At 44.3% G+C, this 21,613-nt stretch carries 18 protein-coding genes and 1 pseudogene; 10 read left to right on the top strand and 9 right to left on the bottom strand.

The features are described from left to right. Positions 1-74: 74 nt before the first annotated feature. Positions 75-1,436: an efflux RND transporter periplasmic adaptor subunit gene (locus V7K35_RS28670; RefSeq protein WP_335083761.1), complete on the top strand. Its 1,362-nt coding sequence runs from the start codon at positions 75-77 to the stop codon at positions 1,434-1,436. Between the two features lie 621 nt (positions 1,437-2,057). Here V7K35_RS28670 and V7K35_RS28665 read toward each other — a convergent pair. The 5 genes from V7K35_RS28665 to V7K35_RS28645 form a co-directional block, all read right to left on the bottom strand. Then, the gene (locus tag V7K35_RS28665) at positions 2,058-3,065 is read right to left on the bottom strand and encodes an aldo/keto reductase (RefSeq protein WP_335083759.1); all 1,008 of its coding nucleotides are present in this window, start codon (positions 3,063-3,065) and stop codon (positions 2,058-2,060) included. 140 nt (positions 3,066-3,205) lie between these two features. Continuing rightward, on the bottom strand, positions 3,206-4,042 hold the full coding sequence (locus tag V7K35_RS28660) for an SDR family NAD(P)-dependent oxidoreductase (protein ID WP_335083757.1): 837 nt from the start codon (positions 4,040-4,042) through the stop codon (positions 3,206-3,208). 65 nt (positions 4,043-4,107) lie between these two features. After that, on the bottom strand, positions 4,108-4,887 hold the full coding sequence (locus tag V7K35_RS28655; protein WP_335083755.1) for a carboxymuconolactone decarboxylase family protein: 780 nt from the start codon (positions 4,885-4,887) through the stop codon (positions 4,108-4,110). A 46-nt stretch (positions 4,888-4,933) separates the two neighbouring features. Beyond that, on the bottom strand, positions 4,934-5,434 hold the full coding sequence (locus V7K35_RS28650; RefSeq protein ID WP_335083827.1) for an aldo/keto reductase: 501 nt from the start codon (positions 5,432-5,434) through the stop codon (positions 4,934-4,936). Continuing rightward, positions 5,434-6,210, bottom strand: coding sequence for an SDR family oxidoreductase (locus V7K35_RS28645; protein ID WP_335083753.1), 777 nt, complete (start codon positions 6,208-6,210; stop codon positions 5,434-5,436). Before V7K35_RS28645 ends, V7K35_RS28650 begins: the two co-directional genes overlap by 1 nt. Positions 6,211-6,653: 443 nt before the next feature. Here V7K35_RS28645 and V7K35_RS28640 point away from each other — a divergent pair, with 443 nt between their 5' ends. After that, positions 6,654-7,637 (top strand): AraC family transcriptional regulator, encoded by a 984-nt coding sequence (locus tag V7K35_RS28640; protein WP_335083751.1) that lies wholly within the window; start codon positions 6,654-6,656, stop codon positions 7,635-7,637. A 120-nt stretch (positions 7,638-7,757) separates the two neighbouring features. On the opposite strand, the gene V7K35_RS28635 is transcribed toward V7K35_RS28640, so the two are convergent. The 4 genes from V7K35_RS28635 to V7K35_RS28620 form a co-directional block, all read right to left on the bottom strand. Continuing rightward, complete coding sequence (locus tag V7K35_RS28635; RefSeq protein ID WP_335083749.1) at positions 7,758-8,726, bottom strand: glutathione S-transferase family protein; 969 nt, start codon at positions 8,724-8,726, stop codon at positions 7,758-7,760. A 181-nt stretch (positions 8,727-8,907) separates the two neighbouring features. Continuing rightward, positions 8,908-9,198, bottom strand: a complete 291-nt coding sequence (gene gatC, locus V7K35_RS28630) for an Asp-tRNA(Asn)/Glu-tRNA(Gln) amidotransferase subunit GatC (RefSeq protein ID WP_334798175.1) — start codon at positions 9,196-9,198, stop codon at positions 8,908-8,910. 91 nt (positions 9,199-9,289) lie between these two features. Beyond that, a complete protein-coding gene (locus V7K35_RS28625) occupies positions 9,290-9,811 on the bottom strand; it encodes a photosystem I assembly protein Ycf3 (protein ID WP_298919396.1) in 522 nt (173 codons plus the stop codon). A 158-nt stretch (positions 9,812-9,969) separates the two neighbouring features. After that, a complete protein-coding gene (locus tag V7K35_RS28620) occupies positions 9,970-10,671 on the bottom strand; it encodes an SOS response-associated peptidase (RefSeq protein ID WP_335083747.1) in 702 nt (233 codons plus the stop codon). A 200-nt stretch (positions 10,672-10,871) separates the two neighbouring features. Here V7K35_RS28620 and V7K35_RS28615 point away from each other — a divergent pair, with 200 nt between their 5' ends. The 8 genes and pseudogenes from V7K35_RS28615 (at position 10,872) to V7K35_RS28580 (ending at position 21,183) form a co-directional block, all read left to right on the top strand. Beyond that, complete coding sequence (locus V7K35_RS28615) at positions 10,872-11,498, top strand: glutathione S-transferase family protein (RefSeq protein WP_335083746.1); 627 nt, start codon at positions 10,872-10,874, stop codon at positions 11,496-11,498. A gap of 57 nt (positions 11,499-11,555) precedes the next feature. Then, positions 11,556-11,923, top strand: a pseudogene (locus tag V7K35_RS28610) (IS4 family transposase); the annotation flags it as partial. 875 nt (positions 11,924-12,798) lie between these two features. Beyond that, positions 12,799-14,652 (top strand): glycoside hydrolase family 2 protein, encoded by a 1,854-nt coding sequence (locus V7K35_RS28605; RefSeq protein ID WP_335083744.1) that lies wholly within the window; start codon positions 12,799-12,801, stop codon positions 14,650-14,652. Then, the gene (gene galT / locus V7K35_RS28600; RefSeq protein ID WP_335083742.1) at positions 14,631-15,731 is read left to right on the top strand and encodes a galactose-1-phosphate uridylyltransferase; all 1,101 of its coding nucleotides are present in this window, start codon (positions 14,631-14,633) and stop codon (positions 15,729-15,731) included. Before V7K35_RS28605 ends, galT begins: the two co-directional genes overlap by 22 nt. 260 nt (positions 15,732-15,991) lie before the next feature. Next, positions 15,992-17,797 carry an AAA family ATPase gene (locus V7K35_RS28595; RefSeq protein WP_335083740.1) on the top strand — a complete coding sequence of 602 codons (1,806 nt, stop codon included), beginning with the start codon at positions 15,992-15,994 and terminating at the stop codon, positions 17,795-17,797. 169 nt (positions 17,798-17,966) lie between these two features. Then, positions 17,967-19,079 (top strand): M24 family metallopeptidase, encoded by a 1,113-nt coding sequence (locus V7K35_RS28590; RefSeq protein WP_335083738.1) that lies wholly within the window; start codon positions 17,967-17,969, stop codon positions 19,077-19,079. Positions 19,080-19,084: 5 nt separating this feature from the next. Next, positions 19,085-20,143: a galactokinase gene (galK, locus tag V7K35_RS28585; protein ID WP_335083736.1), complete on the top strand. Its 1,059-nt coding sequence runs from the start codon at positions 19,085-19,087 to the stop codon at positions 20,141-20,143. A gap of 230 nt (positions 20,144-20,373) precedes the next feature. Continuing rightward, positions 20,374-21,183, top strand: coding sequence for a phytanoyl-CoA dioxygenase family protein (locus tag V7K35_RS28580; RefSeq protein WP_335083734.1), 810 nt, complete (start codon positions 20,374-20,376; stop codon positions 21,181-21,183). The last annotated feature ends 430 nt before the right edge of the window (positions 21,184-21,613 follow it).

The raw sequence follows: 21,613 nt of genomic DNA, 5'->3' as shown, positions 1-21,613 counted from the left end.
TTGCCAAAGCCAATGATGGTAATGACTCTAGCTGCTGAATTGATGCAAATTAGATAATATGGGACAGCTTACCTATGGATTCTCAGCCTCCATCTCCTGATTTAGAACAACAAACGACTTCTAGAAAACAAAGGCGCGGCATCGGTCGAATTGGTTGGTCTGTAATTGGTGCTGTTTTTTTTGGTAGCCTACTAGCCATAGGTATTCTGCCTCGGTTAAGCCAAAGGTCAGAATTAAAAGCAGCAGTCAAGGAAGCAAGCACCGTACCCTCAGTCAACGTTATCACTCCCCGTCGCGCTGCTGCTACTACCAATTTGGAACTACCTGGCAGTGTTGTAGCCCTTAACCAAACGACCATCTACGCTCGCAGTACTGGGTATTTGCGGCGGTGGTACGCAGACATTGGCGATCGCGTCCAGGCTGGTCAATTATTAGCAGAGATTGATTCACCAGACATAGATCAGCAAGTTTTGCAAGCGAAGGCAGAGTTAGTACAAGCACAAGCTAACGTCCTTCAAAGTCGTGCTAGTTTAGCTAAAGGTGTTTCTGATTTGAAGCAAGCCCAGGCTAATCTATTGATTGCACGTCAGAGTTGGCAGCGCTGGAGTGTTCTTGTCAAGCAAGGTGCAGTGCCTCAACAAGATGCAGATACAAGATATGCCACATATCAGGCTAATCTTGCCAACGTTGAGGCAGCAAAAAATACTGTCAGTTCTGACTCTGCTAACGTTAAAGCAGCACAAGCTAACGTTTATGCAAGTCAAGCAAACTTCCAGCGTAATACCATATTGCAGTCTTATAAGAAAGTCACTGCTCCCTTCGCAGGGGTGATTACCGCACGTAACGTAAATACAGGTGTTTTAATTTCAGCAGGTAGTGGCAACAGCAATACTAGTAGTAACACCAGTACCAGCAACACCAACAGTAGCAATACCAGCCTTTATACTATTGCTGCTTATGACAAGCTAAATGTGAATGTGAATGTTCCACAGAGTTTATCACCGTCATTTCAAACTGGTCAAACAGCAGAAATTACAGTTAAAGAGTTACCACAACGAGCGTTTACGGGTAAAGTAGTGCGTACTAGCAACGCTATAGATCCAAATACTCGCACTTTGCTGACACAATTAGAAGTGGAGAATTACAACGCGACGCTGCGACCTGGGATGTATGCCACTGTTAAATTTGCCATTAACCGCACTAATACTCCCTTTGTTGTGCCAGATAGTGCCTTAGTCGTTAACGCTGGAGGTACGCAGGTAGCAACTCTAACCAAAGACCGAACAGTACATTATCAAAAAGTTGTCGTTGGGCGAGATTATGGTACTGAAGTCGAAATTACATCAGGTCTAACAGGAAATGAATCGCTGATTGCCACTCCTACGGTTGATGAGACAGAGGGTTTGCGCGTGCAACCAATTGCACAAACAAAGTAGACTCAATGTGATCAATTTAACTGACTTTTCACGTCATGTGGAAAAGCTAAGGAATAAGAATTAAATAACTAGGACTTACGCACTGTACAAAGTAACCATAATATGGATTACGGTTTTTGGTTGTTTCAGGCGCTTCGCATAACCCCAATCTATTCACTTCCTTTGCGATCGCTGGGTGCTAAACATAGCTGAAATACTCAAATTGCGTATAGTACTTATGTACGATGCGTAAGTCCTAATAACATACAATTTATGTCCCCGACTTACCTCACCCTCAATCCCTCTCCGATATATTGGAGAGGGAAGCAAGATAGAGGATGAAGTTTTGCATTTTATTTAATCTACGTTCCTAAGGCGAAACCTAACCCCCCAGCCCCCTTTCCTACTAAGGAATCTACCGTGTACAGACAAGTCCTAAAAAACCTAGTTTTGTAGGGTAAAGCCTCTCCTCTTTTAGGCTAGCGTGTATACACAAGTCTTTTAGAGTTGCTAGATAACGTAGGGTGTGCATTGGCATTGTCAGCCGATACAATCGCATTGCAGATTTAAAAATACTCGTGTGTACACCGTAAATCTTTATACCGGGAAGAAATGTAAACGAGAGAACATATTTTTCGCCGCTTAACGACCAGTCATTTGCTCTAGCTTTTCGGGGTATCTAGCCCCTTGCACCGTGATCTTTGAGGCGGCGTCATCAATGTCACGCAGATCGTCGGGCGTGAGTTCGACTGAGACTGCCCCGATGTTTTCGTCCAAGCGATGCAACTTTGTGGTACCCGGAATCGGCACGATCCACGGCTTCTGAGCAAGCAGCCAGGCGATCGCGATCTGAGCAGGTGTCGCCTGCTTCTGTTCTGCAATGCTGCCGAGCAGATCAATCAAAGCCTGATTCGCCTTGAGAGCCTCCTTAGTGAAGCGAGGCAGGGTGCTGCGGAAGTCGGAGCTGTCGAAGGTTGTGCTTTCGTCCATCTTGCCAGTGAGAAAGCCCTTGCCCAGAGGGCTATACGGGACAAAGCCGATTCCGAGTTCCTCAAGGGTGGGTATCACTTCCTTTTCAGGAGTCCTCGTCCACAGCGAGTATTCGCTCTGGAGAGCAGTGATCGGCACAACCGCGTGCGCGCGACGAATCGTTTGCACTCCTGCTTCAGAGAGTCCAAAGTGCTTAACCTTACCTGACTGAATCAGTTCCTTCACCGCTCCTGCCACGTCTTCGATTGGCACGTTCGGGTCAACCCGGTGCTGATAGAGTAGGTCTATTGTCTCGATCTTGAGGCGCTTGAGCGACCCCTCCACGGCTTCCTTGATATGCTCCGGTCGGCTATTTAGTCCTGGCGCACCCTTCATGCCACGGGGATCAGAATTAGGACTCAGGTCGAATCCGAATTTGGTGGCGATCGCCACTTGCCCACGGAAGGGAGCGAGGGCTTCGCCCACAAGCTCTTCGTTCAATAACGGGCCGTAGACCTCGGCGGTGTCAAAGAATGTGATGCCGCGATCAACGGCGGCCCGGAGAAGAGCGGTCATCTCCTGCGTGTCTTTGGGCGGGCCATAAGAAAAGCTCATTCCCATGCAGCCAAGTCCGATAGCCGAGACTTCCAGATTACTGTTTCCAAGTTTACGCTTCTGCATTTTTTGAACTCCTGTCTTTGAATTAAAAGTGAATTAAAGGTTGAACTGTCTTACTCCAAGATCAGGTCTGGTCTTGCCGTCGAGCTGTTCTTGAATGGCGATGTGCATTATGCGTGGATTTGATGATGCTTGCGCGATCGCTAAAACGAACCGTCTGTTGATTTGGATAGCTCTTCATGGGCGCGCGTCTCCTGTAGCCGTTCCTCGACAGCCGGGGTGATCATAGCGAGGGCATCGCTGCCGGCAACAAACAGCTTTGGCGGGTTATCCATCCCAGCGATTTTGACCAGAGCATCGCCCAACTTTTCCGGATCGCCCTGCTGTGTGCCGTTGTAGGCCGACCACGTTTCCTGGACGTTGCCCTCGGCGGCATAGTCTTCGATGGCGTTGCTGGGCCATTTGACATTCCGATCGTCCAGAAGATCCGTGCGGAAGAAACCTGGTTCGACCACCGTGATCTTGATCCCGAATTGCTCGACCTCGGTTGCCACCGACAGCGAGAGTCCTTCGACCGCGAACTTCGTCGCAGCATAGGCGGCGCAGTGCTTCAGTCCGACCACGCCAGCAACGGAGCTGATGTTGATGATGTGACCCGATCGCTGCTGACGCATAATCGGCAGCACCGTACGCATAACGTACACCACACCATAGAAGTTGGTAGCGAACTGGCGTTCGATGTCGTTCGTGGTCATCTCCTCAAAATTACCAAGCAGGCTGTAGCCCGCATTGTTAACCAAAACGTCGATGCGACCGAACTGCTTCACCGCCTCATCGACGGCTGTTTTCGCCTGTACCTCATCGGAAACGTCCAATTGGACAAATGCAAGATTCTCGCTAGTAACGTCGCGCAGCGCATTACGCACTTTGTCAAGGTTTCTTCCGGTCGCAACTACACGATCGCCGGAGTGCAATGCCGCCTTGACGGTTCCGGTGCCAATACCGCTACCAGCGCCTGTAATAAACCAAACTTTACTCATAATTATTTTCCTTTTACTCGAACTTAATCAAGCCCTGTATTGTTCATTGCTCGTTATCATCGCTATTACTCCGTCGCCACTTCATTCAGGCATTTCAACGCATTCAGTGTTCGGGGATATCCCACCCAAGGCAACAATTGTGTAATCAGATCCAGTAATATCTCTTTGCCGTTGCCGATATTCAGGTTGCCTTGAATATGCCCCTTGATCTGCGATTCAACCCCGCCCAAAGCTATGAGGATAGACAGTGTGATCAGTTCCCTTAGTTTGATGTCTACGCCATTGCGGGTGTAATAATCGCCAAAGCAATTGGCAGACAGAAACCTTTGAATGTGCAGCTGGTCTTTGGGCGATCGCTCATACATTTGATCGATCGTCTCGCCGAACACAGCTTTCTGTATTGCCAGCCCTTTGTCGTAGCGTGTTTCCGGGTTGGTGGTCGATTGCCCTTCTAAAGGTAATTGAATGCCCTTACTCGACATCACTTCATTAGTGGCATGAACGAAGTCAAATGCTTTCGCCATACCCACGTAAGGTATCGACTGATACAGAATCTCTTTGATTTCAATCGGCGTAATGCCGACATTGAGTGCAGCATCCACCATCACCCTGTATTCGCTTACTGCCTGACTGCCGATGATAGATGCCAGAATCAGCATGACCCTTGTCTTAGTATCCAGCTTGCTCTCAGCAACTACTTGATCGAAGGCGAAGTTGTCAAAGAGTTCGATCAGTTCAGGGTCGGTTACTTTCAAAGTCGATTTGTGGTTTGGAAACAGTTCTTCATGGTTTTTATGTGCCGCTTCACTTATGCTCACAGAGTCCTGCTGCTGTGTATTTGTCATCCGCACCTCCTTATTTGGGTTAAAGTTCTATGGTCGGCGATTCCGTCTATAATCCCGTGCGCTTTTCCAACTCTGCTGGATAGCGATCGCCTTCCACTGTAATTTGCGCCAATGCCTCGTCGATGCTCTTTAATTCGTCCTGCGTCAGTTCGATATCTGCTGCCGCAATGTTTTCTTCTAGGCGGCTCAATTTGGTCGTGCCGGGAATGGTTTGTACACCCGCTTCTGAAAGCCCCCAGTGTTTGATTTTGCCTTCACCGATCAAGTCTTTGATGGTTCCGGCTACGTCTTCGATCGGCACTTGAGTATCCACACGGTGCTGGTAGTACAAATCAATCACGTCGGTCTTTAAGCGCTTGAGCGAACCTTTTATGGATTCCCTGATTCCTGATGGATGACTATCCTGCACCTGTTTGCCGTCTTTTAATTTGATACCGAACTTCGTGGCAATGACGACGCGATCGCGGTAGGGTTTGAGCGCTTTGCCCACCAATTCTTCATTAGTGAATGGCCCATACATTTCGGCTGTATCAAAGGTGACGAACATCACTGCACCGTTTGGCCGCCGTCGATGACCAGGGCGTGCCCAACGACGAAGGCAGCCGCGTCCGAGCACAGCCAGAGGACTGCCGCAGCAATCTCCTCAGGCTTGCCCACCCGTCCGATCGGCTCCTCCGCAATCACCTTCGCGCGCCCTTCGTCCGTGCCGCCGGTGAAGCGACCCATCATTGGGGTGTCGATGTAGCCGGGACAGACGGCGTTGACGCGGATGTTCTGCGCGGCGTAGTCGAGGGCCGCCGCCTTGGTCAGTCCGATCACGCCATGTTTCGCGGCAGTGTACGCGGGGCTGCCCTTGATGCCGATGATTCCCGCACCCGAGGACGTATTGACGATCGCGCCGCGTCCCTGCTTGAGGATCAGCGGGATCTCGTGCTTCATGCACAGGAAAACGCCGCGGAGGTTGATGTCGAGAATCCGGTTCCACTCTTCCTCATCGTACTCCGCGGTCGGAGCCGCCTTCCTCGGCTCGATGCCCGCGTTGTTGAAGGCGAAGTCCAGCCGCCCGAAAGCCTCAACGGTCTTGTCTAGCGCAGCCTTCACGTCCTCAGCCCGCGTTACATCGCACCTGACGGCGAACGCCCGACCGCCGAGTTCCTCGATCATGCGTGCCGTTTCTTGATTGCTCGGTTCTGAAACATCAGCAACCACAACGCTGGCACCCTCACGGGCAAACGCCAGTGCCGTAGCTCGACCGATGCCGCTCGCTGCTCCGGTCACAAACGCAACTTTTCCTGTATAGTTTCCATTCTCGTTCGTCGTCATTTATTTACTCCTTGAATTTTTCACCTAACAAGGTCTTAAAACCACTGGATGCGGAGATCAGTTGGAATATTGCTCGTCGCTGACCTTTTCCATCCAGTCCTTTGGCGGAAGGCTATGAGCCACTTCTTTTGATGTCCATTTCCTTAATTACTTCACTTAGTGCCACTTGGGTGGTTGCCCCAATCGTAGAGATTGAGCACTTATCACTTCTCTATCAATAGGGATGAATTTTTTAAGCAGCAAGGTTAGCTTTGATGGCATTTTTGTTGTCAGTAGGTGAGTCTCTTACCCAATCAAAATTGAGTTTTCTCTTAAATAAAAATCTAGAATGCTTACAATAAGTCGAAATCATTTTTCATTGCTTTAGCTTCATCTTAGGCATTTTGGAGGATAAGGAATAAAACGATCGTCTAAAATCGTTGTACAATCCTGCAAACTTAGAAATGAACGCTGCTAAAACGAGTGAAAAGTTGGATATCGATTTAATGAACGACCCGCAGGCAAAGCGCGAGGCAGACAGAGCGCAAGCCCACAGAGACGAACTGACTGAACGGATTGCCCAGGCTATTCATCATGATGGAACAATTGAGCCGCTCAAAGGTTTGCATTTCAACCGCTCCTCCTCGCCTTCAGAATGCCTTCATAGTGTCTCTATTCCTGCCTTTTGTGCGATCGCTCAGGGTAGTAAAGAAGTTCTTTTGGGCAGCGATCGCTATCAATACGACCCGATGCATTATCTGCTTGCTACGGTTGAACTGCCGATTGTCAGCCAAATTCTTGAAGCATCCAAGGCGCAACCATACCTTAGTCTTCGCCTCGATCTCGACCCCACCCTCGTTGGCTCAGTGATGGTCGAGGCCGGGTATCCCTCATCGCGCAGACGTGCTGATGTGAAAGCGATCGACGTAAGTCCGTTGAATGCAAATCTTTTGGACGCTGTGGTGCGGCTTGTCAGGCTTCTAGATTCCCCTGCTGAAGCTCATGTTCTCGCACCACTGATTAAGCGGGAAATTATTTACCGACTCCTGATGGGAGAGCAAGGTAATCGGCTGCGTCATATTGCAGTTCTGGGTGGCTACACTTACCACATCGCCAGAGCCGTCGAGCGACTTCGTAAAGACTTTAAGGAGCCGATCAAGATTGAAAGCATCGCCCGAGAGCTTTCAATGAGTGTCTCGGGCTTTCACCATCACTTCAAGTCTGTCACTGCAATGAGTCCCTTGCAGTTCCAGAAGCAACTGCGGCTCCAGGAGGCTCGCCGTCTGATGCTGGGGGAAAATCTTGACGCTACCAGTGCTGCCTACCGAGTGGGGTACGACGATGCCTCGCACTTCAACCGGGAGTACAAGCGGCTCTTTGGTGCCCCACCGATGCGCGATGTAGAGCGGCTGCGAGAAGCTGCTAGGGAGACTGCTAGTTCAATATGATCTCCTCAAGACGTCCTAATCTTGCCAGAAATCGCTAAAACATTGTGGAGACATGTATGTAATACTCGTGAAGCGATGACCCGACAAGCGAACAAAACAGTTAAAGGTCAGCAGTGTTAATCAAGCAAATATTTTATCCCGGTTATGGGGTGCATCAAAATCAATCAGTGGGCCTTTGGGGACGATGCGAGTTGGGTTAACTTGGGGATGGCTTTTGTAATAATGTCGTTTGATGTGGTCAAGATTGCAAGTCTCTTTGACTCCTGGCAGTTGGTAAAGTTCTTTAAGATAATTCCACAGATTCGGATAATCTACAATCCTGCGTAAGTTGCATTTGAAATGTACATAATAAACTACATCGAAACGAAACAGAGTAGTGAATATACACCAGTCCGCCTCAGTAATTTCATTTCCGCAAAGATAGCGTTGATTTCCCAATACTTTTTCCCAGGAATCAAGAGCCGTGAATAATTCCGTTACCGCTTCATCATAAGCTGACTGAGTGGTAGCAAATCCCGCCCGGTAGACACCGTTATTTATTGGTTGATAAATTGTATCAATCGTCTCGTCAATTACTTTTTGTAAATGTTCGGGATAAAAGTTAATATTTTGTTTAGCAAAAGCATTGAATTCTGTATCAAACATGCGAATGATTTCACGGGATTCATTATTGACAATTGTCCCATTTTGGATATCCCATAAAACTGGAACTGTTACCCTGCCGCTATAGTTGGGGTCAGCCTTCAGATAAAGTTGCCAAAGATACTGAGTACCGTTGACTGTATCGGGAATAGACCCCGGTTCATCACCAAATTCCCAGCTATTTTGATCAATTTCTGCTGCAACGACCGATAACCCAATGACATCTTGGAGTCCTTTCAATTGGCGGAGAATGGCGGTGCGACACGCCCAAGGGCAAGCCCAAGAAATATACAGATGATAGCGCCCTGCTTCAGCTTTCAAACCACTAGAACCATCAGCTGTAATGTGGTTGCGGAAAGTTGTTGATGGACGGATAAATTTACCTTCTGAGTCTTCTTGATCTCTTTGAGATACCCACTGACCATTCTTAAGAATTCCCAAACCCATAATTATCTCCTTAGTACAGTTTTGCGTAAAAGCGTAATGTTTTTAAACGCAGAGGGACGCAAAGTAAACGCAAAGTGACGCAGAGTTTTGCCTAATTTATTTCGCTACGAATTAATGAAATGTTGTACTTAGTTATTAGTCAAGAGTCAAGAATATAAAATTCTGGACTTTTGACTTTTTACTATTCAGCGTTGAGGATTTTTGGTACTTTGAAAAATTCACCTTCCTGTTCCGGCGCACTGTTGAGAATACTTTCCCGGTCTGGATAGGGTTGCAATTCATCCTCCCGTGTAATATTGCTGACATCGATTGCCCGTGTTGTTGGGGGTACATTACTGACATCAAGTTCATTCAACTGTTCAATATAATCCAGAATACTTCCTAACTGGGTAGTGAATTGTTCCTCTTCTTCTGGAGTCAATTCTAAACGAGCAAGATTAGCTACTTTATGAACTTGTTCTTGGTCAATCATATTTTTTTAGTTAGGAGTTGGGAGAGACGCGATTAATCGCGTCTGTACAGGAGTTAGGAGTGAATGATTCATAATTCCTAACTCATTATTTTTAGAAGAATACGTCAATTTGCGATCGCTTAGTGGTTTTCAGCCAGTTTTGGGCTTCGATGTAATTATTGGGAGCCATGCGAATAGCTCGAATCCAATAGTCTGCTGCTTGATCAAACAGTGCTTCGCCAGCCTCGTTATCTCCAGCTTCTTTCTCCCTTTCGCCTTGGTAGTGATAAATCACGGCGATGTTGTTCAAGGCTTGGGGCATACGTGGGTTTAACTCAATTGCCTGGTGATACAGTTCTAAAGCTTTTTTGTGGTCGCCATTGCTGGCATAAATTAGCCCCATATTGTAAAGAATATAGCCGCGATCGTTGGTGTCTTCCTCTAGTGTTAGAGCTTCTTCATAGTATTCTAATGCTTCAGCATATTCCCCTTCTGCTTGGGCTGACATACCATCTCGATAATAAACAAACGCTTCTTTAGCTTTTTTGTTGGTTGGCAGGATTTTCAGGATGATATCTGCCATTACTGTAAAGGATTTGTCAACAAAATTATCGTTTTTTTGTGTTCTTGGCATATTTGTCTCTGGGGATTGGGGATTGGGTATTAGGGATTGGGGACTGGGGACTGGGGACTAAGGCATAGGACATTGGTCAACAATCAATAGTTTTATCTGCCCTCTTCCTCTGCTTCCCCTACTCCCTTATCTCCTCAATCCCCTAGTACACTCAATAGCTAATTTAACTGATTTGCGGTGGCATTCTTCTCACTGAGGGGTATGATACATTCCGGATTATTATGCCGAGCGTTGTTTACCAAGGTGCTAACTGGATAGGCAGTCATTGCTGGCGCTGGATAGGGACGCAATAGTTGCTGTAGGGTTTGGGGCGTTTGCACCTGCAAATCTAGCCATAAATCGTAATCTTGTGGCTCCAAAATCACTGGCATCCGCTCGTGGATAGGTTGGAGTAATTCGTTAGCTACCGTTGTCAAAATTGTACAAGAGATTATTTCTTCGTCAGCAGGCGACCGCCATTTCTCCCACAAACCTGCAAAGGCGAAGGGTTGCCCATCTTGAAGGCGAAAATAAAACGGCTGTTTTTTGCCTTGTTGGCGTTGCCACTCATAAAAGCCATCAGCTAGCACTAAACAGCGTCTGTGCTTAAAAGCCGAACGAAAAGCGGGTTTTTCGGCAACAGTTTCTCCCCTAGCGTTAATCAGCTTTGCCCCCATTCCTGCATCTTTCGCCCATGACGGAATTAAGCCCCAATGCAACTGCTTAAATTCACGCTTTTCGCTTTCGGGATTTTGTAACACTGTTGCCACCATTTGCGTAGGTGCAATGTTATATTCGGCTGCTAAATCGGGAACTGAATCGACATGGAAAACTTGAGATAATCCTGCTGCTGACTGCTTTAGAGTAAATCTTCCACACATACTTTTATTCTCAATCCCTAACTAAATTAAACATCTCAATCTAGAAATAAATAATATTTTTTTTTATTTTTTCGGATAATTTTATGTAGTACGCTCAGATGCTAAATCTAAAAAAAATTATCCGGTTTTTGGAAAATCTTTTGGTAAGATATTGTATTTTGAACCTTCACTTATCAACATATTACTAACTGTATTTTAACATGAAACTACTGCGCCTGTACGATTTTTTACCATCTGGCAATGGTTATAAGATACGTCTTTTATTGACACAATTAGGTATGCCTTTTGAGAGAATAGAGCTTAATATCTTGAAAGGCGAGACTCAAACACCAGAATTTTTAAGTAAAAATCCTAACGGTAAGATACCTCTTCTGGAAATTGAGCCAGGGAAATATTTGGCAGAATCAAATGCCATATTGGTGTATCTGAGTGAAGGTACAGAGTTTCTACCATATGACCGCTTTTTACGAGCGCAGGTGCTGCAATGGCTATGTTTTGAACAATATAGCCATGAGCCTTTTATTGCTATATCAAGATTTTGGATTTCTATTTTAGGTAAAACTGAAGAATATAGTGAAGCTATTAAGCAAAAACGTGAACCGGGTTATACAGCACTTAGCCTGATGGATAAATATTTAACTTTTCACATTTTTTTTGTAGGAGAGTGTTACACCATTGCTGATATTGCCTTGTTCGCTTACACTCATGTAGCTGATGAAGGTGGGTTTGATTTGACACAATTTCCTGCTATTCAAGCTTGGATAGAAAGAGTCAAAGCTCAACCAAGGTATATCAGTATTACACAGCAGAAAAATTCGGTTTTGTGAGCTTCTGTCTCTAGATTATTGGCTCTAGTAGAGGATGTACTGGGTACAATATAACAATTACCTCCTTACGTTGTGGCAGATTTATATCGCTGAAGATGGAGAGTTGAATCTCGCTTTTTACACAGTCAAACGCCTGCTGGGGCTATCTTATTTATGGACTGGTTCTATTAATGGTGTGTTCGCGCAGCGTCTCCCTTTGGGAGAAGTTACAAGTGTGGGCAACTTGGCTCTTTTATGCCATATTAGTTGACTTGGGAGATGCGGTAGCTGATGAATTATCTTTGCCATTTGACCGCATTTCTTTGGAAATGATTTTTCGAGGTTTGTACCATTTCAGCGTTGCCTACGATAAAGGTAACGCCGATGACCCCATTAGGTACTTTGCTGCAAAAGAAAATCAAGATTTAGGAGTTGTCAAAGCGCTGTGAAAAGCAGTCTCCAAGCTTGATTTATCCCCTTTTCCCGCACCCTCTTGACAAATGTGCAATCATTCTAACCTCTCACCAATGGGGCAGAACAAATCCCAGAGTAGTCAAAAAACCTCGTTCAAAGTTTCCAGCGAGAATTCCAATCCACAGAGGAACAGGTACTAAACGTCAACCAGACACTTTTTTATTCTCAATACTGCTTAATTCTTAACCGAGAAGTATTGCTTCGGGAGGTGCTGGCTGGGTTCTCTTTTAGGCAAAGTTTGTCTTACCGTAAGTTTCTGTACGATTGCTACCAGAACCCCACTTACTTGATCTCACCAACCATTTATGCAAATCAATTGCACTTGCACTGGCAAACTTGACTTTATCTTCAGAATTGGCGTGGTTGCAGGCAAAAATGCTATCTATCTAGCAATATTCAATGGATGGTTCCGTTATTCCCTTATATAACCTGATTTTAGTGATTTTTCTTTTGTTTGCTAATGCTTATTGACTAATAAATGATTTTAAAACATTTACTTAAACAATTTATATAAATAAAATTTTTATGACAACCACTTTATTGTGTGGCAGATTTATGATAGTTATTAGCCACCTAAATTTAATGCTTTTTTTTAGATAATCTGGCAAAGGTTAGTAATGTATATGCCATAATGTCACGAGCTAGGGGTATATAAACTTATTCCTATACTTCAACACGTAAGTGGGGAAGGTATCGGTATTGGCTACGAAAAAATATAATGCTACTAGGTCGAACCGATCAATGAATGATCGGGTCAAAACTCGTGCTATATACCGAAATCCAATATTTGGGTCTGGATTTAATCTATAGCAGGGGTTGATTGAGTTATGGATAGGGAGGAAATTTGATGAAATTGTTAGATATAAAAAATTCTGAGGTTAAATTAGCCTCTAAAACTGATAATAACTTTGTGGACTTAACTGCAACACACCCCCGACCATTGTTAAAGCGATCGCACTGGCTAAATTTAAATGGTGAGTGGAAGTTCGCTTTTGACGATGAAGGGCAATGTGTTCAACCAGGCGATATCCAGGCGTGGAGTGATCATATACAAGTTCCCTTCGCTCCCGAATCTATCAAAAGTGGTATTGGTGATACAGGTTTTCATCCAAACTGCTGGTATGAGCGAGAATTTGAAACGCCTGAAGGTGAGGGCAGATTATTACTGCACTTTGGGGCTGTGGATTATCGCGCCCGTGTATGGGTCAATGGTCAATACATGGTAGAGCATGAGGGGGGACATACTCCTTTCACGCTGGATATTACCACAGTTTTGAATCAGAGTGGCATAACTAAAGTAACAGTCTGGGCCCAGGATGATCCTTGTGACCTTGCTAAACCTAGAGGAAAGCAGGATTGGCAATTGGAACCGCACAGTATTTGGTATCCTCGCACCAGTGGTATTTGGCAAACAGTCTGGATTGAGCGTGTGGGTAGAACTTACATCGATCACATCCGGTGGAGTCCCGATTTCGAGCGGTGGGAAGTTGGTTGTTATGCTGCGATCGCAGGTGATGCCCTTGATGGTATCCAAATCAAGGTAAAACTGAGCATTGGCAATACCGTGCTGGCAAACGATACATACGAAGTGTTTAACGGAGAAATTGGCCGTCGGATCTCCCTTTCCGATCCAGGTATCGACGACTACCGCAACGAATTACTGTGGAGTCCAGAAAAGCCCACTCTAATGGATGCCCATATTGAACTTTGGCATAACAATCAACTCTTGGATCAAGCCAAATCCTACACAGCAATGAGGACTGTGGGGATACAGCGCGATCGCTTTATGCTCAATGGTCGTCCTTATTATTTGCGCTTAGTTTTGGATCAAGGCTACTGGCCCGATTCGCTAATGACAGCACCGGACGATGGGGCATTGCGGCGCGATGTCGAACTCGCCAAAGCAATGGGTTTTAACGGAGTCCGTAAGCACCAGAAAATTGAAGACCCACGATTTTTATATTGGGCAGATGTGCTGGGGTTGTTAGTATGGGAGGAGATGCCCAGTGCATATCGTTTCACACCTAAAGCAGTGGAACGCACGACGCGAGAGTGGGCTGAGGTGATTAGGCGAGATATCAGCCACCCCTGTATCGTAGCTTGGGTAACGTTTAATGAATCTTGGGGAGTTCCGAATCTGGTTGAAACTGCGGCTCACCGAAACTACGTCTTGGCAATGTTTCACTTAACTAAAACTCTCGATCCGAGCCGCCCAGTGATTGCCAACGATGGCTGGGAAAGTACAGATACAGATATTCTGGCTATTCATGACTACGACACCCACCCACAACGATTAGGTCTTCGCTATGGCCCAGAAGTGAAGCTATCAGATTTGTTTGATCGGAAGCGTCCTGGAGGGCGCATCTTGACACTGGATAACTTTCCGCATCAGGGACAGCCAGTAATGCTGACTGAGTTTGGTGGTATTGCCTATGCTCCTGTTGATAACCCCGATGCAGATAAAGCTTGGGGATATGAGCGTTGCTCCAATATTTCCGAGCTAGAAATGAAATACGCTTCTCTGCTTCTAACGATTAATGATATCGAGCTATTTAGCGGATTCTGTTACACCCAATTAACAGATACTTTCCAAGAAGCTAACGGTTTATTATATGGCGATCGCACGCCGAAATTTCCCATTGAGGCGATCCGCGCTGCGACCCTTTCAGGACAAGGATTATGTACTCCCACAAGCTGTTAAAGCCGGATGGTCGCCCACTGACCTTATACAGTCGATACCCGATTGCCGAGAATATCATCGCCACTAGCCCTAGTAATGAACCAGTGCAGGCAAATCCCCACCTGCGCTGGCATCCTTTACGCGGCGAATGGGTTGCTTATGCTTCTCACCGTCAAGGGCGGACTTTCATGCCGCCCCCAGAATATAACCCCCTCGCACCCACTACTAAACCGGAGTTTCCTACAGAACTTCCCCAAGGTAAATATGATGTAGCGGTATTTGATAATCGCTTTCCCTCAATGGCTCAAGCAGCACATGATCCGCCGGAGTGTATTGTGGAAACGTTACCAGCTAATGGAGCGTGTGAAGTGGTGGTTTTTACTCAAAATTCCCAAGCTTCCCTTAGTTCTCTGGAATTGGAACATCTAGATTTGCTCTTAGAAGTGTGGGGCGATCGCACCCGCGAACTAGGATTAAATCCCCAAATTCAGTACGTGCTGCCCTTTGAAAATAAGGGTGTAGAGGTAGGTGTAACATTGCACCATCCCCACGGGCAAATTTACGCTTATCCTTTTATACCCCCTGTTCCGGCACGGATGCTGTCAATGCAGCAGGAGTATTATGAAAAACATCGGCGGGGTTTACTGCAAGACTTGATTCAGAAGGAGATTGCAGCCGATCAACGGATTATTTATCAAGATGAGTATGCGATCGCATTTGTCCCGGTATGCGCTCGTTACCCCTATGAAGTCTGGATTGCACCAAAAGAGCCAGTTAGCACTTTTATGGATCTTACCCCTGAACAACGTTGGGGACTCGCCAAAGCGTTAAAAACTGTCACTCTCAAGTATGACGGTTTGTGGAATCGCCCGTTTCCTTACTTGATGGCTTGGTTCCAAGCACCAACTGACGGTTTAGCGCATCCCGAAGCGCATTTACACGCCGAGTTTTTTCCACCATATCGGACAAGCGAAAGGTTAAAGTATCTGGCGGGAACCGAACTCGCAGCCGGGATGTTTGCCAATGATGCTTTACCGGAGGAGAAAGCGAAAGAGTTACAGGCTGTGGCTGTAGATATTGAAATGCTGATTGCCGCATAAAGAGAAAATAGGTAAACCAAAACAAGCGCATCCGTCACGAGATGCGCTTATTGTTTAGAAAAAATCAAAATTAAAATCTACGCAGATTAGTTTGACGGTAGAAAATCCAACATTCTCGAAGTTGTTGGGTTGCGACTGTTTACACCAACCTGCGATTTTTTTACCTACGTTTTACTGGCGATTTGCAATACCTCTACAAGCCGCCAAAATATGTGTTACCCTCAAAATTCAGTATAAATACGACTTATAAGAAAAATAATATGTATTTAAAGAAAGTTTTACTTGAAAATGTAGGCCCTATAAACTATTTAGATATTGATTTACCCTTCAATGAAAGTTCTCAACCCAAGCCTGTCATTATTGTAGGTGAAAATGGCTCAGGAAAAAGTATTTTTATTTCCTATATTGTTAATGGTATTCTAGCTGCTCAGCAAGAAATTTTTGATAATTGTGAAGTGCAAAAAGGTAAAGTTTATAAGTATCGAAGTCCGCATTATATTAAAATTGGCTCAACATATTCTTTCGGCAAAATAGAGTTTGAAGAAGAGTTAACTTACTTTGAATGGCAACTTAATCGAGCAAGGAAAGAAATTGAAGCTCAAGATGGAATAACATCAATTTATAAAGAGTGGAATCAAATACCTGAAAATGATAATAGTTTTTTCTTTACAAACTTTGACATCCAAATAGAAAAATTAAAATATACATATAATAAAAATAGCCTCCTTTACTTTCCGCCTAACAGGTTTGAAGAACCTGCATGGCTGAATTGGGATAATTTAAATGCTAAAGCAAGTTTTTCACATATTAAACAAGTAAAAGGCTTTTTAAACCGACAAATCATTAACTACGCGCCACTCCAAAGTAATCAAAATTGGTTTTTTGATCTCATATTTGATAGAAATGTCTTAGAAATTCAAATAACTCCTCAAATAGTAAATACACAACTTGGTTCATCCATATGGAATGTCATTACAGGATACGAAGGCGATAGTACAAATATATATAACTCAATTTTATTAATTTTGAAAAAAATTTTTCAAAAAGAAGGTAATCTCAGATTTGGTATTGGAGGAAAGAATGACCGAAATGTTTCGTTGATAAATGATGATAAATTATTAGTTCCCAATATATTCCAGCTTTCTACTGGAGAAACTGCACTAATAAACCTCTTCTTAACAATCTTACGTGATTATGATTTATGTGATTCAACTAAATTTGAGAGTCTTGATAAAATTCGTGGTTTAGTCATTATTGATGAGATTGACATACATCTTCATTCATTACACCAAAGAAATATTCTCCCAGAACTTATTAGTTTATTCCCAGGGATTCAGTTCATTATTACTTCACACTCTCCTCTATTCATACTTGGACTGGAGGAAAAACTAGGAAATGATGGTTTTATGATTATCCAGCTACCAAAAGGTATAGAAATTACACCAGAGCAATTTAGTGAGTTTGAAAAAGCATATTCTTATTTTAAGAATACAAAAAAATCTAATGAAGATATACAAGCAGAAATCGAAAAATCACATAAAACCATTTTATTTATAGAAGGTGATTACGATATTAAATATTTAACAAAAGCGGCTAATTTGCTTGGAAAAAATGAAGTTTTAGATAAATTAAATCTAAAAGATTCTGAAGGCTATGGAAATATTGATAATGTCTGGAAGCATTTTAATACTAAGCTTGCTGAGGTTACTTCCCAAAAAATAATTTTACTTTATGACTGTGATATTTCTAAAAAAGCAGAACAAAAGGGAAGCGTATTTCGTAGAACAATGCTTTTTTTAGATACAAATCCTATAAAAAAAGGAATTGAAAATCTTTTTGATGTTACAACCTTAAAAAAGGCCTTAGCAGTAAAGCCAGCTTTCATTGATATAACCTCAGAATATACAAAAACTGAAAGAGGTACAACTGTCACTGTTCAAGAAAAGTGGGAAGTAAACAAAGATGAGAAAAAAAATCTTTGCAGTTGGTTATGTGCTAACGGTACACGAGAAGATTTCTATAATTTTATAGATGTATTTAAAATAATCGAAGAAATATTAAACTAATCTGCTAAAAAATAACATCATTAAATTTGACATTAGTTAATTGTAATTTACACTAATTTATATTAAGTATTATTAATCTGTAACAAGCAACGTCAGTTCAATCCCTCAGACAGACGCAGACAAACCTAGATAAATTTGATAATCATCTGTATCTATCTGTGTTTTTCCTATGAACGAGGAAGTCTCCAATAAGCTAGAGTTAATTAGGCAAACCTTGCATGAAACTGAAGTACAAGGCGTGCGTTTGCGTGGTACAGACTGGTTTGCCTGGGCGACGGCTGGCGCTTCTAATACCGTGCTGCTGAGTGCTGAAACTGGTGTAGCAGAAGTATTAGTAACTACTGACGAGGCTTGGGTATTGACAGATGAAATTGAAGCCCAGCGTCTTAAGGATGAAGAACTGCCTGCTAATTTTAAGTTGCATGTCAACCCTTGGGCTGATGCTGCTGCCCGTGAGTCTTTTGTTCGTGATGTAACTGGCGATGGGAAAGTAATTACCGATGTCTGCGACAACGCGAAGCGCGAACGCCCCATCTCCAATTTAGAAAAGCCGTTACCCCCAACTCTGCAAAATCATAAACGGGTAATGATGTCAAGTGAATTAGAGCGATATCGTCAAGTCGGGCAAAAAGCTAGTCAGGCAATGACAGAGGTACTCAAAGTTGCCAAGCCAACTTGGACAGAATATCAATTAGCGGGTGCGGGTGCTGAGGCGTTATGGGCGAAAGGGTTGCATCCAGCGCTGACACTGGTAGCGGGTGAAAGACGTTTGCCCTTATACCGTCATGCTACACCTACCGGAGAACAGATTGGACAGCAAGCAATGCTGGTGTTTTGCGCTAGAGGTTACGGTTTGTATGCAAATCTGACTCGATTTGTTTGTTTTGGTAAGCTCTCAGACGAACGGGCTGAATTGCATTCTCATGTGCGTGAAGTAGAAGCAGTAATTTTGAATTTGTGCCAACCCGGAACCACTCTTGATGCAGTTTATCACGCGATCGCTCAGGCTTATGAGCAGCATGGATTTCCCAATGCCATCCGCGAACATCACCAAGGAGGAACCACTGGATATTTATCACGAGAAATTGTCGCCAATCCAACTACTACTGATACTTTGACAGAAGGCATTGCTGTTGCTTGGAATCCCAGTTTAGCAGGCGCAAAGGTTGAAGATACTTTTGTGATTCTCAAGGATGGAAAGTTGGAAAATCTGACTTTTGATGCAAATTTTCCTAATGTTGAGGTAGAAGGAAGGTTACGCCCTGTACCTTTGTACAATTAAAAATTATGGATTTTCAACAAGTATTCGGTAAACCACCTGAAACTCAAGCCAGTGCGCCGGGAAGAGTAAATTTACTAGGCGAACATACCGACTATAACGATGGCTTCGTTCTGCCAACTGCGATTCCTCAATCCACCACGGTACAGTTAGGTTTGAGTAGCGATAGTCAGCATCACTTTTATTCGGAAAATTTAAACGAGCAAGTGAGCATTTCAGATATCAATCATACCCCGTCTGGATTCGCCAGTTATATTTTTGGCTGTATTGAACTTTTGCAAAAACCGGGATACACAATACCATCGCTTTGTGTGTACGTCAATTCATCGGTTCCGATGGGTTCGGGTTTATCTAGTAGCGCGGCTTTGGAAGTGGCAACCCTTCGGGCATTACGCCAACTTCTGAAGCTTCCCATTGATGATGTTGAAATCGCCCAATTTGCCCAGCAAGCAGAAATTCAATATGCTGGCGTGCAATGCGGCATCATGGATCAGATGGCTTCTAGCTTGGCTGATACTGAACATATCTTATTTTTAGATACTCGGACTTTAGAACGTCGGGTGATGCCTTTGCCTGAGAAAGCGGAGATTTTGGTTATTGATAGCGGTGTACCCCGCACACTTGCAAGTAGTGGTTATAACCAGCGCCGAGCGGAGTGTGAGGAGGCGGCGCGATCGCTAGGAGTTAAGGCACTACGAGATATTACTGATGCTAAAGTAACAGAAAAACTCCCCGAACCTCTCCGGCGGCGTGCTCGTCATGTGATTACAGAAAATAACCGCGTCTTAGAAGTATTGCAGGGAGTATCATCTGAGCGCTTTGGCGAATTGATGAACGCATCCCACGCCAGTTTGAGAGACGATTACGAAGTGTCTGTACCTGCACTGGATACATTGGTAGAGATTTTGCAGAAAACAGAAGGAGTGTATGGTGCAAGACTTACGGGTGCTGGTTTTGGCGGTGCAAGTGTAGCTTTGGTTAAATCAGATCAGAGTAAAGGTATTGCAACTCATGTTCTTGAACAATATAAGCAAGCAGGTTACACCGGACAAATTTTGGTTCCTTAGATTGGTATAAGCCAGTAATTTTAAAAATAGTGCGCTACTATCGACAAGCAATAAAAAAATATCCTAGAAGTCTTTAATACCACTCTAGTTATAGCAACAGCCAAGGTGGTTAGGACATTAACAAATGATAAAACTTAGACACAAAAAGGCTTTTCACCCATTCCCCAGTCCCTAGTCCCCAGTCCCTAGTCCCCAGTCCCTTGCTATATAAGTTGAAGAGGATAAAAAAGATGGTTCAAAGTATAGGCGGTATAGCGAAATATTCAGCTACCGACCTAGACCGATTTGCTCAAGAACTGAATAAAGACGGAATTTGTGTCATTCATGGTGTTTTTGAGCAAAAATTAATTGATGAGTGGACACAAGCTTTTGAAAAGTTATTTTATGAGCGTCAAAATCAACCAGGTGGGTTGGCTCCCCGTGAAATTTCCCGCTACTATCTGACCTTACCTTGGATTTATCCATTCGCTAATGAATTGGTTTTTGCCAACCCAGTGATTATGGGTGTCCTAGAGCGCGTGTTTTTTCAAGAATACGTGATGGTTCAGTTAGGGGTTGATGTCCCATTCCAGGGTTCAGATTATCAGGAAATCCATCGGGATTTTCGCCCGTTGTTTAATGATCGCATAGTAACCCCACTTTACGCCCTAGCAGTCAACTTTCCCCTAGTGGAAGTAACCGCAGAAAACGGCCCGTTCCAAATGGCGCGTGGTACTCATGTCTTACCGCGAGAAGAGGGATTAGAAAAGGTTGCTAGTGGTGAAATTCCGATGGAATCCTTTTATATGCAGCCAGGTGATGTGATGGTGCGATCGCCTTTAGCACTGCATCGGGGTTCCCCAAATCGGACAAACCAGCCAAGACCGATGGTAGTTATGGGCTATGCGATGCATTGGTTGCATACGCCAAAGGTAGATTTGACTCTCCCAAAAGACTACTATGAAAGCCTGCCAGAAAAGCTAAAGCAGATGCTACGGTGTCAGCTGGTAGAAAGCTTACCTAAGAACAAAGTCGAAACTTACGTGAATTTTAAATACTAGTCGTCTATCGCATTAAGTCTAATAGGTGAATCAAATTTCAATTTCCCTTCTTCATTTGCGTCCTTTGCGGTTCGTTCTCTTATCTCTCAATAATGGGACAGACCACTAGCAATACGGTGCGGGTTTTGATCCCCCCGCCTACGGCGACCCCCTTAAAAAAGGGGTAAAAGAGGCTTGAAAGCCCCCCTTTTTAAGCTACCGTGTATACACAGATCTATTTTCCCCTTGTATCCTAGAACTACCCCCCTTAATCCCCCCTTATAAAGGGGGGAAAAAGAAATCTAGTTCCCTCCCCTTTATAAGGGGAGGGTTAGGGTGGGGTAAAACCAGAGTTCAAACCCAAATTCCAAGCTATTTCAGACTTGTGTATACACCGTAGCTTTTTAAGGGGGGTTGGGGGGATCTTCAAAATATGAAAACGTTAACCGAA

It is taken from the genome of Nostoc sp., assembly GCF_036917275.1.
In the GTDB taxonomy this organism is placed as follows: Bacteria; Cyanobacteriota; Cyanobacteriia; order Cyanobacteriales; family Nostocaceae; genus Nostoc.
This window is presented reverse-complemented; position numbering and strand designations above follow the sequence as displayed.

Excerpts from the sequence above, each read along its gene's own strand:
- V7K35_RS28615 (WP_335083746.1), top strand. The coding sequence starts at position 10,872 with ATGAAACTACTGCGCCTGTACGATTTTTTACCATCTGGCAATGGTTAT.
- V7K35_RS28660 (WP_335083757.1), bottom strand. The coding sequence starts at position 4,042 with ATGAGTAAAGTTTGGTTTATTACAGGCGCTGGTAGCGGTATTGGCACC.
- V7K35_RS28635 (WP_335083749.1), bottom strand. The coding sequence starts at position 8,726 with ATGGGTTTGGGAATTCTTAAGAATGGTCAGTGGGTATCTCAAAGAGAT.
- V7K35_RS28625 (WP_298919396.1), bottom strand. The coding sequence starts at position 9,811 with ATGCCAAGAACACAAAAAAACGATAATTTTGTTGACAAATCCTTTACA.
- galT (WP_335083742.1), top strand. The coding sequence starts at position 14,631 with ATGTACTCCCACAAGCTGTTAAAGCCGGATGGTCGCCCACTGACCTTA.
- V7K35_RS28650 (WP_335083827.1), bottom strand. The coding sequence starts at position 5,434 with ATGTTCGTCACCTTTGATACAGCCGAAATGTATGGGCCATTCACTAAT.
- gatC (WP_334798175.1), bottom strand. The coding sequence starts at position 9,198 with ATGATTGACCAAGAACAAGTTCATAAAGTAGCTAATCTTGCTCGTTTA.
- V7K35_RS28620 (WP_335083747.1), bottom strand. The coding sequence starts at position 10,671 with ATGTGTGGAAGATTTACTCTAAAGCAGTCAGCAGCAGGATTATCTCAA.
- galK (WP_335083736.1), top strand. The coding sequence starts at position 19,085 with ATGGATTTTCAACAAGTATTCGGTAAACCACCTGAAACTCAAGCCAGT.
- V7K35_RS28645 (WP_335083753.1), bottom strand. The coding sequence starts at position 6,210 with ATGACGACGAACGAGAATGGAAACTATACAGGAAAAGTTGCGTTTGTG.
- V7K35_RS28665 (WP_335083759.1), bottom strand. The coding sequence starts at position 3,065 with ATGCAGAAGCGTAAACTTGGAAACAGTAATCTGGAAGTCTCGGCTATC.
- V7K35_RS28655 (WP_335083755.1), bottom strand. The coding sequence starts at position 4,887 with ATGACAAATACACAGCAGCAGGACTCTGTGAGCATAAGTGAAGCGGCA.
- V7K35_RS28605 (WP_335083744.1), top strand. The coding sequence starts at position 12,799 with ATGAAATTGTTAGATATAAAAAATTCTGAGGTTAAATTAGCCTCTAAA.
- V7K35_RS28590 (WP_335083738.1), top strand. The coding sequence starts at position 17,967 with ATGAACGAGGAAGTCTCCAATAAGCTAGAGTTAATTAGGCAAACCTTG.
- V7K35_RS28580 (WP_335083734.1), top strand. The coding sequence starts at position 20,374 with ATGGTTCAAAGTATAGGCGGTATAGCGAAATATTCAGCTACCGACCTA.
- V7K35_RS28670 (WP_335083761.1), top strand. The coding sequence starts at position 75 with ATGGATTCTCAGCCTCCATCTCCTGATTTAGAACAACAAACGACTTCT.
- V7K35_RS28640 (WP_335083751.1), top strand. The coding sequence starts at position 6,654 with ATGAACGCTGCTAAAACGAGTGAAAAGTTGGATATCGATTTAATGAAC.
- V7K35_RS28595 (WP_335083740.1), top strand. The coding sequence starts at position 15,992 with ATGTATTTAAAGAAAGTTTTACTTGAAAATGTAGGCCCTATAAACTAT.